The organism is Brevibacillus sp. SKDU10 (genome assembly GCF_001645205.1).
Classification (GTDB): domain Bacteria; phylum Bacillota; class Bacilli; order Brevibacillales; family Brevibacillaceae; genus Brevibacillus_B; species Brevibacillus_B halotolerans.
This window is the reverse complement of record NZ_LSSO01000171.1, coordinates 1-20,214: the sequence shown is the minus strand read 5'-3', so window position 1 is coordinate 20,214 and position 20,214 is coordinate 1. Positions and strand designations below refer to the sequence as shown.

Annotated in this window: 2 protein-coding genes; both read right to left on the bottom strand. The window is 45.0% G+C overall.

Annotated features, from left to right (window positions below; all coding sequences use genetic code 11):
• Positions 1 to 18 precede the first annotated feature (18 nt).
• On the bottom strand, positions 19 to 7,668 hold the full coding sequence (locus AYJ08_RS15010) for a non-ribosomal peptide synthetase (protein ID WP_064018410.1): 7,650 nt from the start codon (positions 7,666 to 7,668) through the stop codon (positions 19 to 21).
• A gap of 139 nt (positions 7,669 to 7,807) precedes the next feature.
• Positions 7,808 to 19,513: a non-ribosomal peptide synthetase gene (locus AYJ08_RS15005; protein ID WP_064018409.1), complete on the bottom strand. Its 11,706-nt coding sequence runs from the start codon at positions 19,511 to 19,513 to the stop codon at positions 7,808 to 7,810.
• Between the last annotated feature and the right edge of the window lie 701 nt (positions 19,514 to 20,214).

Sequence of the window (20,214 nt, the reverse complement as noted above, 5' to 3'; positions counted from 1 at the left end):
TTGGTTTACTACCTCTCCTTAGATTTTGATAGATTTGAGTTTCCCTGAGATTTTATTAAGCTTGTCGATAGAAAGCTTGTTGTAGCCTACATCACTTGGGGTCAGATCGGTACCTTCTTTAGTAAGACAGTGGTCGATGCAGCGAATCAATTGGGAACGGTACACCTCAGCAAGGCGTTCAACCGTGGCTGAATTGTATTGCTGGGAGCTATACATCCAGTGCAGGGTTAATTGGTCGTCTGCAACACTGCCCGTAATGTCGATCAAATTGCTACGGTTACTTGACGGGCTAAACAAGGAACCCGTCGGCATCTCAGCTCGTTGGAAACCTGTTGAGGATTTTCCATGGCCGAATTGTCCCAGATAGTTGAAGCTGATTTCAGGCTTGATCATGGTTAGAGCCTCTTTTTCCAGCGAATTGTTCATGTACCGTAAAATTCCGTAGCCGATCCCCTTATTCGGAATTTGACGAATGGATTCTTTGATCATCTTAATTTGATAGGATAGATCTGAAATAGAGGACATATCTAGCACAAACGGATACATACTGGTAAACCATCCGACGGTACGGCTAATGTCGACAGTATGGATGATATCCTCGCGACCGTGACCTTCTAGCTCGACGGCAAAACATTTCTCACCAGTCCACTCATGCAAGGCCAATCCCAATGCGGTCAAGAGCAGATCATTTATTTCGGTCTGATATGCATGATGAACGCTCGTGAGCAGGTTCTTTGTCGCATCTTTGGATAGTGTGGATGTGATCACCTGCATGTCGCCCCAAGTATTCCCACCAGCTATGTCATCTGCCGGAATACTTGCCACCTTGCTCTTTTCTAGCTGAACCCAATAATCTAGTTCCTTATGCACTGTTTTTCCTGAAGCATAATCCGCCAACTCGTGTGCCCAATGTTGATAGGAATGCGTCTTCTGCGGTAGGATGATTGGTTGCTTGGAAAGGGCTTGTTGATAGGCATTTTCCAAATCCTCGAGGATAATGCGCCAGGATACACCATCAACCACAAGGTGATGAATCGCGATCATCAAATAGTCAGCTTGTTTCGTAAGGAAAAGACCTGCTTGGACGAGCTGCCCCTCCTGCAAATTAATGCCAGATTGAATACGCGTTCCCTCTCGCTCGAGGCGTTCCCTCACGTCCGATTCATCAAACAAATCAAGTACTTCTAGAGTAAACAGCTCTCCTGTGTTGCTTCGATTTATCTGACAAACCTCAGCGGCAGCATCTTCCTTGGTTATATACACCATCCGCAATGCATCATGATGTTCCACCAGTTTTTGCAGGGCTTGGCGCAGAGCTGCTTCGTCTATGCCCGCTGGATGAGTTAACATCATCGCCTGATTCCAATGATGTGCATCAGTGAAATCTTGAGTAAAGAACCACCTTTGAATTGGCGTCAATCTGACTTCACCCTCAACTGCTCCTTGCTCAATTACGATGCTGGTAGCACTGATATAGGGTGTCACCTGCTGAATTGTCGGATTTTGGAACAAATCTCGGATTGTCAGTTTAAGGTTTTGACTGTTCAGACGAGCCACAATCTGAATTGCCTTGATCGAGTCACCACCAAGGTCAAAGAAGTTATCCTTCACCCCGACACGCTCAACGCTTAGTACATCGGCCCAGATGTTTGCCAGTGTTTCTTCGATGCTGGTGGTAGCCGCAATATATTCGGTTTGAGCAAGCATTGTAGCATCCGGCTTCGGTAAAGCCTTGTAATCAACCTTGCCATTTGCAGTTAATGCAAATTTTTCCATGACGGCAAAGTGGCTGGGAATCATATAATCCGGCAAAATGCGAGCCAGATGTTGGCGCAGTTCATCCGTGCCAATCGACTTAGATGCGATATAGTAAGCACAAATCATGTCGTTGTGTATAGTAACCGCTGAGGCAGTAATTTCTGGATAGGTTAAGAGTTGGGCTTCAATCTCACCCAATTCCACGCGATAACCTCTTACTTTTACCTGTTGATCTATGCGGCCCAGATAGATCAGATTACCGTCTTCGCTCCATGAGACCAAATCCCCGGTGCGATACATACGTCCGCCAGGCTCAAACGGATCAGCAACGAATTTTTCAGCAGTCAGGTCAGGACGGTTCAAGTAGCCACGCGCCAAGCTGTCCCCTGCCACACATAACTCTCCTGGCACACCTATTGGCTGAAGCTGCGATGCTTGGTTTAGTACATAGACTCGGACATTGTGAATCGGCTGACCGATTGGTATGTGTGGCATCTCTGACTCGATACGATATCGAGTTGTAACAACTGTATTTTCTGTCGGGCCATAATTGTTGACCAACTGGTAACGCTGAGGGGTATACGATTTGAGCTTGTCACCACCAGTCAGCAACAAACGAAGTGATTGGTTTGATTCAGGCAAATTCATGAACGCTTCGCATATCTGTGTTGGCAAAAAGCTTACTGTTATGCGATTTTTTTCGAAATATTCGTTCATCTGATCAATACTGAGACGGATATCAGGACTTAGTACGTGCAACGATGCTCCCGCAACTAATGTGGGGAAAATTTCCCATACGGATGCATCAAAGCCAAAGCCTGCATATTTAGTAGTGATATCGTTCGCTGAAAGCTGATATTCACATTGGTGCCATAAAGTCAGATTAACGAGAGAACGATGCTCCACCATAACCCCTTTTGGTTGTCCCGTAGAACCAGACGTATAGATGACATAGGCAAGATGATTTTCGTTGGTTTCTGTAGGCTGCAATGCTTGCCCTTCTGGATATAGCTCTGCATTAGTCAGGTCAAGTATATCTCCAGCAAAGTCAAGGGCCTCCAGATTCGTACCACAGTTGGTCAGCATCCATTTCGTGCTGCTGTCAGATAACATGTACTGCACACGATCGCTCGGATACGTAGGGTCAATAGGCAAGAAGGCTCCTCCCGCTTTAAGGATAGCGAGGACACCAACGATCATTTCCAAAGACGGATCAGCCATAATTGCTACGATGCTTTCAGCCCCCACTCCTTTTTTCTGAAGAAAAGCGGCTAGATTGTTAGCTCGATGATTCAATTCACCGTAGCTTAGGCGTTGTTCCTGATATACCACCGCAGTCTGTTCTGGGTGTTTTTGCATTTGCGCTTCAATTAATGCATGGATAGTTTGGTTCAGCTCATGATCACGACTTGTCCGATTAAATCCATCGAGCAGTTGCTCTTTTTCCGCATCTGTCACTAACTCAATCTGTTCGATTGATAGATCAACCTTTTCTGCCACTTGGGCGAGGATATGGACATAATGCTTCGCCATCCTCTGAAGAGTCTCACGCTTAAAAAGCTTAGTGGCATATTCCCAATCAAATACCAGCTTATCGTTCATCTCTCGCCCTTGCAGAGTAAGGTCGAACTTGGCAACTTGATAGTTATATGTATACGGTTTGGTTTTTAATCCCGTGAACCCATCGAATCCCAGCTCGATATTTTGCAAGGTAAACATGGTGTCAAACAACGGATTGCGACTTAGGTCACGGCGTAATCCAAGTTGTTCTAGCAATAATTCGAGCGGATAATCCTGATGCTCGTAGGCTTTAAGCAGATTCTCCTTGACCTCATGTAGGAACATCCGAAACGTTTTATCTGCGTTTGGCTTATTCCGAAGTGGGATCGTATTGACAAACATCCCGATAATCGACTCCAGATCGGCATGTTGTCGACCGGCGATAGCTGAACCGACGATCATATCATGCTGACCCGTATATTTGGCAAGTAATACATTGTAGGCAGCCAAAAGGGTCATGAACAGCGTAGAACCATTTTGTGCTGATAACTCTTTAAGTTTGTTTGTCAAATCGGTATCTATTTCAAAACCAATACGGTCACCTTCAAAGCTTTGCATAGCCGGTCGCGGGTAGTCAGTCGGGATTTGGAGCACTGGTAACTCACCTTTAAATTGTTCTTGCCAGAAAGATGCCTGCTTACGGGCTTCACGATCGCTCAGCCGTTCTTGTTGCCAAACAGCGTAATCCTTATACTGAAGGTGGGGCATTGGCAGGTCTTGACCGCTATACAGCTTCCCTAATTCTTGGAAAAACAAATGAATAGAAACACCATCTGCAATTATGTGATGCAGGTCGATTAGGAGAACAGAGCGTCTCGCATTTAATCGTACTAGTGCAGCCCGTGCCAGTGGTGCAAGTCCTAGATCAAACGGCCGGATCAACGATGTGATCACATCAGCCACATTTTCTTCCATCGCTTCCTTCACTATCAGCGGAATTTCTGCGTTTAGCTGGATGCGTTGTACCAGATGATCCTTTTTCATAGCAAAAGAGGTGCGCAATGCTTCATGTCGGCGAGTCATCTCATCTAATGCATCACGCAGACGGGTAAGGTCTATCTCTCCCTCGATATCAATCATCATCGGCATGTTATAGCTGGTCTCCACACCTTCGAACTGACTGATGACAAATATCCGTTTTTGTGCAGGTGTGGCTGTATACTCATTATCCTCAGTCGGCGCTGCTTGCTGAATCGATAGGTAATTCCCCACCTCCTTTTGAGTAACATAAGCAGCCAGTTCACGTACGGTAGGACGCTGGAAAATTACCTTGAGCGGCACATCGACATTGAACTGCTTATACATACGCGATACCAGCATGGTTGCCTTAAGCGAATGACCGCCCAAGTCAAAGAAATGATCGGTCACCCCTAGCCGTGGTACCCCCAGAATTTCCGACCAAATCACTGTCAAAGCCTCTTCTGTAGGATTAGAAGGAGCTACATAGATACGCCCTGATTGCATGTCTGGCTTAGGCAAAGCACGACGATCAATCTTATTGTTTGGTGTGAGCGGCATATCTTCTAGTTCAATCAACGCCGAAGGAATCATATAATCAGGAAGGATTTGTCCCAAATCACTGCGAAGCTCCTCCTGCGTAATTGGCTCGGCTGGAACATAGTATGCGCACAAACCTGGGGTACCCCCCTGTTCATAAACAGTGACGAATCCTTTTTGTACCGCACGATGGTTAAGTAATTGCGCCTCAATCTCACCTAGTTCGATTCGGTAGCCACGTATTTTTACCTGATGGTCAATCCGTCCCTGAAACTCAATCATGCCATCTGCTAGATATCTCCCCACGTCACCAGTGCGATACATCTTATAACCTGGACGGAATGGGTCATCGACGAACCTCTCTGACGTTAGCTCTGGCTGGTTTAGATATCCTGCTCCCACATTCTCGCCAGCGATATAGATTTCTCCACGAATCCCCACTGGTTGCAATTGATTGAAGCGATTCAAGATGTAGATTTGGGTATTTGCGATCGGACGACCAATTGGTACAAGCTCTAAAAGACTGTCCCCTGCTTTCATGGTCAGTGTGGTGACGACATGCGTTTCAGACGGACCGTAGTGATTGTGCAGTTGAAGCTCATGCTTTTGAAGATAATCTATGAACGAAGCTGGAATCACCAATTGCTCGCCTGCTGTGACGATATGCTTGAGACTCACAGGCATTTTTTCCACATAAAGCGGCTCTGCGATGATGAATTTAACTAGTGCCGTCGGTAAAAAAGCCGTTTCAATCTGATGTTTCTCCACAAACTGAAGCAGACGAAGCACATCTCGTTTTTCATCACTAGCGATAATGTGCAGCTCTCCACCTCTGAGCAAAGTTGAAAAAATCTCCTGCGCACAAACATCGAAACTAATCGTTGTAAATTGCATCACTCGATCGAATGTAAGTGAGGTGCTCGCGTATTCAAAGCTGATCAGGTTCACAAGATTGCGATGCTTGACCAGAGTACATTTTGGCTTTCCCGTTGTCCCTGAAGTATAAATGGCATACAAAATATCCTGTGAGGTATTTATGCGCTCTGGATTTTGGTTACTATGATTGTCTGATTCCGGTATTTCGGAAAGCTGTAGCACCTCACCGCTACATATCTGCTCAACCTCTGACTTTTTGTCAGTTAACAGTAGGCGCGCTCCACTGTCCTTCAACATATAGGTAATCCGTTCCGATGGATATTCAGGGTCGATTGGTAGATAGGCTCCTCCTGCTTTTAAAATAGCAAGCAAACCAATCACCATTGGAATCGAACGTTCCGCCATAATGCCAATGATCTCGGATGGTTGTATCCCGCGATCACGCAAGCAATGAGCCAGTTGATTCGCTCTACGGTTCAGCTCCGCATAGGTGATCGACTCCCCGTCATGAACCACAGCCACCTGATCAGTTGTCCGAGCCGCCTGTTCCTCGAACAATTGATGAATCGTTTTGTTTAGTGGATAATCGGCTGTAGTTTCGTTACATCTTGCCAGCGTGTTTACATCGTCTTCCGTAACGATATTGATCTTTTGAGCAGAAATCTCTGGGTTGTGTGTGATCTGTTGAATAATCACTTGAAGATGCCGTCCGATCCGGTGGATAAACTCGTTCGTATATTTATTGGCGTTGTAATTGAATGTAAGTGTCAATTGTTTACCAGGTACGACAATCACGTTGATCCCGTAGTTGGTTTGTTCAAACGCCTCTAGCTTCCCAAGTGTAAAGCCTAAGTCGCGACCACTGCCGTAGTGTCCTAATTCTGATTTAAGCGGGTAATTCTGAAAAACAATGATATTGTCAAACATTTCTTGCTGCCCACCGTCAGAGACCGCTTGGATATCAGCGAGAGACACATAGGCGTATTTCTCTGAGGAGAGAGCTTGGTTTTTAATCTCCTGCACGAGCTGTTCAAATGTAATCCCACTCCCACCCTTAACACGGACTGGAATCGTATTGATGCAGACTCCTACAATTTTATCAATGCCCTCGATCTCAGAAGGACGACCGTTTACTACCGCACCGAATACTACGTCGTCATTGTTATTGTAGCGTTGCAACAAAATGCCCCAGACTGCTTGAAACAGATGGTTGATTGTCACCTGATATTTCTTCGCTAGCTTGGAAAGCTCTGTAGTAGTTGCCTCATCAAACTTGAAGAAAAGTTCCTCTTGGCGGTAACCCGATTCGATTTTGACACCATTCGGATAAGGTGATGGTAAAGTGGTCTGCTGGTCGTAGTTTTGCAAGCAGACTTTCCAATAATCAAGCGCCTCTTCTTGATCCTGTTGCTCCAACCATTTGATGTAGCGACTGTAGGGTACGACTCTATCCATTGGAAGCTGCTTATTCGTGCGAGCCTGTTCATACAGTCTGAAAAAATCATCCAGCACAATGCCGAAACACCAACCATCCATTAAAATATGATGGTAGCTCCAGATCAGATTCCAGCTTTCGTCCCCCCTCTGTACGACGGTATATCGAATCAGTGGATCGCCTGACAGGGAAAAACCCTTCGCTTTATCCGCATTTTTCAGATCAGTCAGGTAGGCATGCTGCTGCTTTTCATTCAGATGGCGTATATCGCGATACTCCACCTTGATCGGACGTTGTTTGAGTACCACTTGTAATGGCTTGCTTACATTTTTATAAAGTAAAGCAGTGCGCAGAATGCTGTAACGACTAATCAATTGATTGGCTGCCTGTTCCACAAGCTCGACACTTAATTCGCCTTGTATGGGAAAATCGAGCTGTTCAAAGTATGTATGTTGCTCTGCGTCTTTTAAGGAATGAAACAGCATCCCTGCTTGCATGGGAGATAAAAAGTAAATATCTTCTACATTTTGCTTGTCAAACATGCTTATACATACACCCCTCATTCCAATAATTGGTAGGTTTTCCATTGGTAGAAAAAGTGTCTCCAGCGCACACAGCAACAAGACCGTATCTGTGTGCGCCAGAGTAATTTTGCTGGTTTTCGGGGATGATCGAATTACTTCATCTGTTAAAAAGATCCAGCGCTGCTTCTAGGTCATCAAAGCTCAAACCGCTTGAGGTAAAGTCGCTTGGGGTTAACTCAATGGTTTGCTTACTTACACAGTGCAAAATACAACGCAGCAAGTTCTCCTTGAAACGCGCCAACAGGCTTGCAATGGTTTCTGTTTGATGGATCTGGGTGTTATACAGGACAGAAAGCTTTAATCTACCGTCTGTTACCATGCCAAGGAAATCAAGCAAATAGGTTCGTTCGGTTCTTGGACTGAACATTTCACCGACAGACTTGTCAGATGCTTGGAATATTCCCACCTGTTGACTGTTGTCAAATTGACCAAGGTAGTTAAAGCTAACTTCCGCCTGCTTGCCAGTAAGCGGTGTTTCGCCGAGGTAATTCAGGATGCCATAGCCAACGCCTTTGTTGGGAATTTGGCGAAGAGATTCTTTCATCTGTTTGATTTGCTCACCTAGGTCTTGCGGTGAATTCATCTTCAGCACCACAGGATAGATGGAAGTGAACCAGCCAACTGTTCGTGCGACGCTGATGTCCGCTATAATCTCTTCACGGCCATGCCCTTCTAAATCAACGCGAATCTGTGTCTGTCCGCTCCATTCGCTTAGTGTTAATCCTAGTGCAGTCAGCAGGATATCGTTAATCTCGGTGTTATAAGTGTGATGAGCGTGTTTTAACAAATCTTCCGTTTCTTTTGCACTCAGCCAGATCGTTTCTTCCGTTGTTTCAGCCCAACTGTTGCATAACGATGTTGCATCCTTTGGTATTGGTTCGGTTGCAGTCTGCAGCACAGCTTGCCAGTAGCTCCTTTCTCTTTGTCCCATACGGGTGCTGGCGTATCTGGTAAGCGCCTCGGCCCAGTCTTGGTAGGAGTGTGTTTTTTCAGCAAAGTGGATCAACTGATCACCTAGAGCCTGTTCGTAGCCACGCGCCAAATCTTCAAGCAGGATGCGCCACGAGACACCATCTACTACTAGGTGATGGATCGCCAGCAATAGATGGTCACCTTCCGCCGTATGGAATAAGCCAGCATGGATAAGCGGCCCACAAGTCAGATCGAGACTTTGTTGAATGCGGGAAGCCTCGGTATGGATGGCTGAATCAAGCTCCTTCCCAGCACTCAGATGACATAGGTCAATCACCTCAAAGCCATACAGACGCTCTTCTTCCCCACGGTTAACTTGCTTGATGTGAAGCTCGGATATTTCATAGGACATACGCAGAGCATCATGGTGTAACACCAGTTCGTGCAAGACACGACAAAGAGCTTGTTCGTCAAAACCTTCACGACGATAGACCATCATTGCTTGGTTCCAATGTTGAAAATCAATAAAATTCTGGGCGAAGAACCATCGTTGAATTGGTGTTAATTCCACCGCCCCGGTAATCATGCCCTGATCAGCCTTGGCCTCTAGCGGTTTGACATACATGCTGAGTTCCTCAATGGTTGGGTTCATGAAGATGTCTTTAATCTCCACTTTCAATTGATGCTTGTTCAGCAAGGCAATCACTTGGATAGCCTTGATCGAGTCGCCTCCCAGATCATAGAAGTTGCTTTGGATACCGATTCGTTCTTCTCCTAATACTTCTTGCCAGATCGTAGCGAGTATAGCATCTGTCTCGTTTTGCGGTGCTTTATAGGAGATAGCGACCTCAGCGGATTTCTCAACAGGAGGCAATGCCTTTCGATCTACCTTGCCGTTAGCGGTCAGCGGTAGTCGCTCTACCTCAATAAAATAGGCTGGCACCATGTAATCCGGGAGTGATTGAGCAAGCCATTTGCGCAATTCATTCGTAGTTACCACCGAATCAACCGTAAAGTATGCCGCTAACATGCTACTGTTACTATCTTGCCAAGCGACGACAGCAACCTCCTTGACAGATGGATGCTGCATGAGTGTTGTTTCAATTTCGCCCAGTTCAATTCGGTGTCCACGGATTTTTACTTGGGCATCCATTCGGCCTACATATTCGAGATTACCGTTTGGAAGCCAACGCACTAGATCGCCTGTGCGATACATACGCTCGGCCGTAGCAAACGGATTGTCAACAAACTTTTCATCGGTCATCTCCTGCTTATTCCAGTAGCCGCGTGCTAAATTAGTCCCTGATACACATAACTCGCCTGGCACACCGATTGGCTGAAGCTGATTGTAAGAATTAAGCACATATGCCTTGACGTTGTGGATCGGCTTACCAATTGGAATGCTACTGCCTACCTCTGTGATGAAGCAATTGGTGGCAACGACCGTATTTTCAGTTGGCCCATAGTTGTTTACAAGCTGATAGCTTTGCGGTTCATAGGTTCTAAGCTTATCGCCACCCGTTAGTAGATAACGAAGCGATCGGTTACAAAGACTCATGAAGGTCTCACATAGTTGGGTTGGCAAAAAGCTGATCGTAATACGATTTTGTTCATAGTACTCATTAAGTTTGTGAATATCGTACCGAAGTTCGTCTCCGATTACATGGATAGTCGCTCCACTAATCAGGTACGGGAATATCTCCCAAACCGAGGCATCGAAGCCGAATCCGGCGTATTTAGTCGTAGCATCATCGGCAGTGATGCCATACTCACTCCGATGCCAGAAGCAGAGATTAACAAGTGAACGATGCTCGATCATAACACCCTTTGGCTTCCCTGTTGAACCCGATGTGTAGATGATATATGCCAAATTAGATGGCTGCGTCATCTCTGGAAGGTTGGCTACGTCTCTCTGATAGGAAGCCTGATCAGAGATTCGAATGACCTCCCTTTCGTAAGCACCGAGTTTTGCGTCTTGATTAGTGTGATGGAGTAAAAGCTTCGCCTGGCTATCGTCAAGCATATATTGGATGCGTTCAGCAGGGTATTCCGGATCAATTGGCATGAATGCAGCTCCTGCCTTTAGTATGGCAAGTAAACCGATGAACATCTCTAAGGAACGATCCGCCATGATGGCGATGATCTGCTCAGGACCTGCTCCCTTTTCACGCAGGGTATGTGCAAGTTGATTCGCTTTCTCATTGAGCTGCTGATAGGTCAATGCCTCTGAGCGAAATACAACTGCGGTCTGATCAGGTGTTAGGAACGCTTGCCTTTCGATCAAAGCATGAATCGTCTGTTCAATCGGATGCTCACATTCCGTACGGTTAAAATCATTCAATAGTTGTGTTTTTTCTGCATCTGTTATTAGCTCGATGTCGACGATAGAGAGCTGTGGCTGTTCCATGATTTGCTCCAACAGATGGATCAAATGTTTAGACATCCGCACAATCGTCTCGCGAGCAAACAGCTTTGTGCTGTATTCCCACTCAAAACGGAGTCGACCGTCTTTCTCCACGCACAATAAGGTCAAATCAAACTTGGAAATCGGGTATTGGTAATCATACGCGCTGACTTGGACATCTTGCATCACGTTGTAATCAATATCCACGTTTTGCAAGGTAAACATCGTGTCAAATAACGGGTTGCGGCTTAAGTCGCGGCGTAGGCCCAGCTTTTCGATCAACTCTTCTAGTGGATAATCTTGATATTCGTGGGCTTGAAGCACGTGTTCCTTTACTTCTGCAACGAACTGACTGAATGACTTATTGGCTTTGGGATAATTACGCAGTGCGAGCGTGTTGACAAACATACCCATTATCTGCTCTAAATCGGCATGTGGGCGACCAGCAATCGGTGATCCTACGGTAATATCTTCCTGATTCGTCCATTTAGCCAAAAAAACATTGTATGCAGCAAGCAATAGCATATAAAGCGTAGTATCAAGACTTGTAGCCAAAGCTTTAAGTTTTGCGGTCCAGTCTTCGTCCTGATCGATCCAAATACGATCTCCCTCGAAACTTTGGACAGATGGTCGCTGGAAATCAGTCGGCAGCTCTAGCACTGATGGCTCGTTCGTAAATATGTCGAGCCAATATGCCTCATGCTGTTGATTCTCTTCACTGCCAAGGTAAGATTGCTTCCAAACAGCATAATCCTTGTATTGTATGTGAAGCGGCGGCAGTGACTCACCTTGGTAGTACGCCCCAAGATCGTTCATAAAAATATTCAACGACACCCCGTCTGCGGAGATGTGGTGCATATCTACCACGAGGATAGCATGCTCTGGAGCTAGTTCAATCAGGGCGGCTCGCAGTTGTGGAGCTACACGCAAGTGAAACGGTCGTATCGCATTGCTAATCAAGTCGTGTATCTGTCTATCAGCAGAAGACGCGGCTTCAGTGGTCTGAAGCTGTACAATCTCCAAAGATACATCAGCACTCTCATGAATCCGTTGTACGAGTACGCCATCCATCATTTCATAGCTGGTACGGAGCGTGTCATGGCGAAGAACAACAGCTTCAAGAGCTTGTCGCAGGCGTTCTTTATCCAAGTTGCCGCGTAATTCTGCGATGACTGGCATGTTATACCCTGTCTTAACACCATCAAACTGACTAATGACATAGAGACGTTTTTGTGCGGATGTAACAGGATAGTGAGTCATTGCTGGCGCAGACTCTATCGTAGTAAAGGATCGAACAACAGCTTGTTCGATATAGCCTGCCATCTGTTGAATCGTCGGTTTGTGAAAAACTTCTTTGAGCGGGAATTCGATGCCAAAATGCTTATGAATCCGTGCTACCAGCATTGTTGCTTTGAGAGAATGACCTCCTATTTTGAAGAAATTGCTGGTCACACTCACATTCTCGACTCCTAAAACCTCCGACCAAATCTCGGCCAATGTTTCCTCTGTCCCATTACTCGGATCTACATACTCTTCCATTGTCATAGACGAGTCGGGAATCGGCAGAGCGCGACGGTCAATTTTGCCATTGTGATTGAGTGGCAAGTCATTCAGTGGGATCAGGTAAGCTGGCACCATATAGTCAGGTAATGATTCAGCTAAATAGCTATGGACAGCCTCTGGTGACAAGGCTTCCTCCGCCACATAGTACCCACACAGACTGACATTTGGCCCATTTTGATACACCATGACAAATGCTTTGCTAATCATCAGATGGTTCAACAATTGAATTTCGATCTCTCCCGGCTCAATTCGATAGCCCCGGATTTTTACTTGATGGTCAATACGCCCTAAGTATTCGATCGTGCCGTCTGGTAACCATCGGGCTATGTCACCTGTGCGATACATAATCTCATCTGGCGCAAACGGATTTATCACAAATTTTTCGGCAGTTACTTCTTTACGGTTGAGATATCCTAGTCCAACAGTGTCACCTGAGACACAAAGTTCCCCCGGTACACCAACAGGTTGCAGCTGCATTTCTTCACTAACGATGAAAATTCGTGTATTGGCTAGTGGGCGTCCAATCGGTGGAATCCCCATGATTGACTCTTGTGCCTTCATCGTTAGGCTGGTAATGACGTGCGTTTCTGACGGTCCATAATGATTGTGCAACTGGATATCATGCTGATGAAGATAGGTGATGAACGATTCTGGCAGGACTAGCTGCTCGCCTGCAACGACCAAATGTTTCAGCGTTTTCGGTAATTTTTCCACATAATACGATTCATTGATAATGAATTTTAACAATGAGGTCGGCAGAAATGCTGTCTCCAACCTGTATTCTTCAATAAATGCTAATAGCTTAAGGATATCGCGCTTGTCATCATTTCCGATGATATGAAGCTCCCCACCCGCCAACAGCGTTGAGAAAATTTCCTGATAGCACACGTCAAAGCTCATAGTGGTAAACTGCAAAACTCGTCTAAAATCAAGCGTGGTTCGGTTATATTCAAAATGAACAATATTGGATAAATTGCGATGTGTAAGCATAATTCCTTTTGGATGACCCGTTGTACCAGACGTGTATATGGCATACAACAAATCGGACGAAGTGTTGATACAAGCTAGATTATCTGTAGTGTTATGCTGGTATGTGGTGTCATCTAGCTTGATCACGTCGCCATTGAAGGGCAGATCTGCCCTATCACGATCTGTTAGTAACAGGGTACTTCCACTGTTTTCTAGCATGTAGCTGATTCGCTCTTTCGGTAGCGCCGGATCAATTGGCAGGAAGGCTCCTCCCGCCTTGAGAATAGCTAGTAAACCGGTTAACATCTTAATGGAACGATCTGCCATAAGCCCTATAACCTGATTTGCTTTGACCCCGCTTGTTCTTAAGTGAACGGCCAGTTGGTTTGCACGTCTGTTCAGTTCCTTATAGGTGATCGTCTGAAGTCCGTTCCCTTCGACAGCCGCCACAGCATCTGGGCTGCGATCTACCTGCTGTTCAAATTGTTGTTGCAACGTCAGGTCTCGTGGATAATCCATCTCTGTTTGATTAAATGCCGAGAGCAGATGGATGTCTGCGTCAGAGAGGAACGTTACTTGAGAAAGAGGCTGAGCTACATCTTCACTTATTGCTGCAAGAAGCCGTTCAAAGTGTGACAGCATTCGTTCAATCGTATCATCGCGGTACAGCTCCGTATCATATTCAAGCATAACCTGTAAGTCTTCTCCCGCTTCAAAGACCTGAACGGTAATATCAAACTTAGACGTTTCGCTGTTCTCGATATGCATCGTCATCGTAGCATCTGCCAGGTCAATCGCACGCATTTTGGCATTTTGAACAATAAACAACACTTGAGAAAGAGGATGAAGATGTGGCCTACGTTCAAGAGAAAGCTCGTCTACTACCATCTCAAACGGAACGTCCTGATTATCGAACGCTTCCAGTGTAGCTGCTTTTACTTTTTGCAAAAGATCAGCAAAGCTTTCTGTCATATCGATATCTGCACGAATAGCCAAAGTATTCACGAAAAATCCTATCAAACGCTCGATCTCCACTTGATTCCGGTTAGCAGTAACGGATGAGACAATAACATCGCGCTGACCAGAATAACGGGACAGCAGGGTTAAAAAGGAGGATAACAGGGTCATGTACAGTGTTGCGCCCTCTTGTTGACTCAACTTCTCCAGTTTTTTTCGTAGATGTGAACTGAAATTACGTTCAATCGTTTTACCCACACGTTTTGGATGAACGGGACGCGGATAATCAGTCGGCAGTTGTAATTCAGTTGCATCCTCAAGCTTATTTTTCCAATAGTTTAATTGATGGACGATCCGTTCATCTGAGAGCAGGTTTTGCTGCCATAGTGTATAATCTGCATATTGAATCGGCAATTCTGGCAATTCTACGCGTTTTCCAGCTCTCATCTGGTCATAGGCATTAGCTAATTCCTCAATGAATACTCCTACAGACCAACCATCAGAGACAATATGATGAATCGAGACCACCATGACATGATCATCGTCTCCGGCCCGAATCAACGCAGCACGAATAAGTTGATCCTTTTCTAAGTGAAACGGTGTAGTCGCTTCTTGACGGATGTGTGCTTGTACTGCATGCCCGCGTTCACTGGGGGGCAGATGAGTCAAATCCACCAACGGCACTTCCATTACCTGTTTTGGATCAATAATTTGTACCGCCTCGTCCTCCTGTAAAGCAAATCGGGTTCGCAGTATTTCATGTCGATCCACAATTAGTTGCACCGCCTGTGAAAGCAGATGAACTTGAAGCTGCTCTCCTTTCAGATGAAGGCTGACAGTGTTGTTGTAGTATGGGCTTTCTGGGTTTAATTGGTATAGGTACCATTGACGCTTTTGTGCGTTAGACATTGGGAGAGTGTTTCCGTACACAGCTTTTGTGATCTTATGCTGCTCTTCTGTGTTACATGGACTCGCCCCCATTTTATGCTCAAGCTCTTTGGCAAGCTCCTCAATCGTCGGATTAGCAAACAATGCTCGTAATGGAAGGTCTACCTGACACATTTCTCGAACCTGTGTTAGCAGTTGTGTCGCCTTAATTGATTGCCCACCTAGAGCAAAAAAGTTATCATGGACTCCAAAATCATCTGTTCCAAGTAAGCTTGACCAAATGCCAAACAGCGTATTTTCTAAGGGAGACCTAGGTTTGATACGTTCGATGTCTCCTGCATTTTTGGCTAATGCCATCAGCATTGCTTCACTATCGGGTTCCCCTGTCTCGGTGTACAACCATTCATCTGTTTCATGCAACGCCACTAGGATTGGCTCACCAGAGTTTTTGGTCAGAAGAATTTGCTCTGTCTTTTCTCTCAATGTTTGATACGTCAGATCCATTGTTTGATCCAATTGGAAAAAGAGATGAAGGATTTTTTGTCTCTTAGGCTCGACAGCCAGAAGCTTGGACATGCCCGGTTTGGATTCATCAATCCCTACATATAGGAATGCATCATTCGCCATCAAGCCTATCAGCCAGGAATAAAGACCTTTAACAGAGCGGATCGCTTGATGACCCCGACTTTGCAGGATCTTTTTCATCACCAGCAGGTCACGTCCCATCCCGATGTCATCCCATAAGCTCCAGGCAAAGCAATATGTTTTCACATCACCACTCGCCTGCATATGCTGGCTGAAGCTTTCCACGAACTGATTTGCCGCCGCATAGGCACCCGCCATATAGCCAGAAGACAATGTAGTCGTTGAGGATGACGTGATATAAATGCTGTTAGGCCGATTTTTCAAAAGCTGATAAAGCGCAAACGTACCATACACCTTTGCCTCGAACATTTCATTTAACGTAGACATGGTTTCATCCTTGAGCAATGTCTCTCTGTAGACACCCGCCAGATGAATCACTCCATTCAGAGCCTGACCAAAACGTTCCTCCCACTCAGCGACGATAGCTTCGAGTTGCACGGGATCAGCGATATTACTTGCAACATAGTGAACTTCCCCACCATTTTGTGCCGAGCTTTTAAGCTCCTTGAGACATTTCATTTTTTCCTTTGTACTAGTTGATCCGTCAGAATAGCCTTCCTCTACATTGTCTGGAAGCGTTGTTCGACCAACAAGAAGCACTTTTGCCTGGCAGTGACGCAATAGATGCTCGGTAAAAAGCTTCGCTACTCCACCAAGACCACCAGTGATTAAATAAAAACCGTTTTGTGTCAGCGGGCTATCTGAAAGCGCTGTATTTTCCAATTCCACACGGGTTATTCTTGGGCTATAGCGCTTATTTCCACGATAAGCAACGATAGCTGTTTTGGAATAATCCGTTTCACCCTTTTCCTCAGCTAATTTGGCGAGGGCTAGAAGATTATTTAGCTCTTTTTTTATGTATAGACTGTAGTTCTGATGTACGTCATCAGAAAAATCGATATGAAGAAATGTTGTCTCTGGGAATTCATGCGGTAATGTTTTGAAAAAACCAATCAACGGAGAAAACGCATAGGGAATCATTTCCATTTTGTTCGTCTGGTAGAGATTATGTGTCACTAAGCTAAACGTTGATGGTTGTAAATTGCGATCAGCCATGACATTTGCTAGGTGGACGATCGCATAGTTGTGTTCTTGTATGGCTTTCAGCTCGTCTATCGTCTGTGGCTGACTCCCCGCGACACTATTACTCATCCCATGCAAATAGAATACATGTGAAACGTCAAGCTGCTCTTCTTTCAGCGCGCCGAATAATTGATCGAGGTCATGTGGATTATTGAAGTTGGCGACATAATGAAGTCGTTTTATTTTGGAGAATTCTTTTCCGTTTGTAACACTGATACTTCCTCCTTCATCCATTTCCCCTAAAATATACTTGCTCGCCAGATCCATCGAATCCATCATGAGTAGACAATGGCCAGCAAGTTGCATATCCTCGATATTCGTCACATTTTCACAAGAAGCCTCTTCCGCTGGAGATTCCACCCACACCGGTTTGTAGAACCAGCCCGGAAGCGTGTTGTCATTTTCCAGCTTTAGATCAATTTGCTTGAGAATCTCGTCGAACTCTCCATTCGCCAAACGTTTGGAAAGCTCGGGACGCTGGATTTTTCCAGAGTTCGTTTTCGGGAACTCCTCCTGTGTAATTGGAACGATTAGCACTGGATTCAGCCCCATCTTGACATTAAGATGACGGCGAATTTCTTTGATTACACCTAAGCAGGATTCCAGATCAGGTTCTTCAGGAACAAAGAAAATTGCCAGTTCATCGCTTCCACTAGACACCTTGGGAATGGAGACAGCCGCGGAGAACGTGACCTTTACGCCTTTTACCTCTTCCACGAACGATTCTATTTCATAATTATGAATATTATTTCCGTTGATGATAATTACGTCTTTTTCACGACCGGTGATTGTTAGCCTGCCTTGATGCAGGAAGCCAAGGTCGCCTGTGATGAACCAACCATCCTCGACGAATACTTCTGCATTCGCTTCCGGGTTTTGGTAATAGCCCACCATGATGTTGTTACCTTTAACCTGCAAGCGTCCAATTTGGTTTTCTCGAATTACGTTGTTGTTGGAATCGACGATACGAATGGATACACCTGGGATCGGCCCGCCTACCTCGGTAAACATTACATGGTTCGGATGATCTACAGGAACACTACGAACCGTTCCCCCAAGCGATGCCTTATCCAAAATCTGATACCCACTGGTCGGAGATAGTCGATTGAGAAGCTTATTAAAAACAATTCCTGAAGAAGTCTCAGACATTCCAAAGGAAGGAGCCATCGTATCATCAGGCAGTCCGTGAGGTTGAAGCAGGCTGAGGAATTGCTGTACAACCTTAGAGACGACCGGCTCTCCCCCATTCAGAATATGCCGCATGCAGGAGAGATCCCAGTTGTTTTGCTTGATTTTTTCGGCTTGATCGTTCACCAGCGCAAATGCGAAATTCGGTGCCCAGGTCATTGTTGCGCGATAGTGGTTAATCCAGTTGAACCAATTTAGTGGATTTGCAATAAAGCTGTCAATTTTGGGCAAAATCTGTTCACTTGCCAAATAGACACCAAGCACATGAAACATCACGATCCCACCCACGTGATCCAAAGGCATCCAATTCAGAATGATTTCATCCGATGTAAAGTTATGGCATGCAACGGTGCCGCGTGCGCGAGCGAGAATACTTTCGTTGCAATGCTGCACACATTTCGGAATTCCAGTGCTGCCTGATGTCAAAAGATGAAGTACAAGTGAATCCGGTGAAGCCTCGTAATACTGCTGATCTGGCTCGTTTTGTAATAAAGGCTCCAATGCTACATAGCGTAGCTCGTCCGTCTCCCAAAGGTTTTTTAGTTGATCAATCGATTCAATCAATGCCTCGTCTGCTAGCACCAGTGGCTTTTGTAATAGCTTCCAAGCGTTATATATACGGCTGATTCCAGAATTCCAGTCTGTATAAGTCGGTGCAATGGCGATCGGTGTCGGCAAAAAACCACCGAGTACACATGCCCAAAACGCAGTGACAAAATTTTTATTATGATCGAGCTGGAAGATCACTGGATCACCTGGTTGAAGCCCTTGTTGCCGCAAACCTCGCAGGATCGACTCCGCCTCTTGCAATAATTGGGCATACGTCATTGTGACTTCGCTTTTGTCTAGTTGAACAAAAATCAGCTTTTTGTCGTGGGCGATACGAGCCGCCCGCAAGAGAACCTCGACTAGCGTACCTGGCTCATCCACCGCCAGTTGTAGCTCTCCCCCAAAGCTGTAAGCAAGAGGCAAGGTTTCATCCCTCTCGTCGTGGTGCGATGTAGATGCAGAAGTTTGGCTCCCGGTCAATAATTGTTCTGATTTCCAGTCTGAGAAAAAGTGACTCAGATGAACGGCAGGCACTGTAACAGAGTCCTCTTTCGCCAACACAGCTATTTGTCCAATCCCTTTCAGTGTCTTCAGCTCATTTTCCAAGTCGATTGGAATCGTCCGAGAATCAACAGATTGCGACATATTCTGAAACTCCCTTCGTTACGATGGATAGTAAAAGACTGGGTAATCTTGTCTAAAACAAATTGTTCTAAATTTTTGGAAAGCAAAAATTTTAGTCTGACTAAAAATATGTATGCAAAAAATATTAATCCAAAACATAAATAAATGCAATTTTTATTATGTAAAAAAATATAAGCTAATCTTAAAACAAGAATAAATAGCATTTATTTACATAAAAGATGACATGTGAACTAGTAAAAAGCGCAGCTTATCCTCCTTCTAGTTAAAGGCATTCCGTCCTTGACATACCAGGCTTTATCTATTGGACCTTAGTAACCACTGTTTTATCGCTTATGCCCAAATTGTAAATACTTTGGTAACAAAAGCTTATCTTAGTTCATCTAATAGGTTCAGTCTGTTCTAATTATTTCTACGCTAGGAAAGAATGAATGTAAAAAAGTCATTTTAGTGAAATGTAATATAGGTGCGTCAAATGCTTTACCAGATAGGACTAACGAGGTACTTTACTTACTATTTTCGTGGAGCGGTCAATCGAAATTTACTTGCATAAAAAATCTATCAAAAATCTAGAATCGCCTTCTCAGTTCAAATCGCGGACAAACAAAATCAATGAACTCTGCTAATAAAAACGCACATTACGAATTAGTATTGTAAGTATTAGGAAGTGTTTACAAATCATATTATAAATAATTTTTACAAAA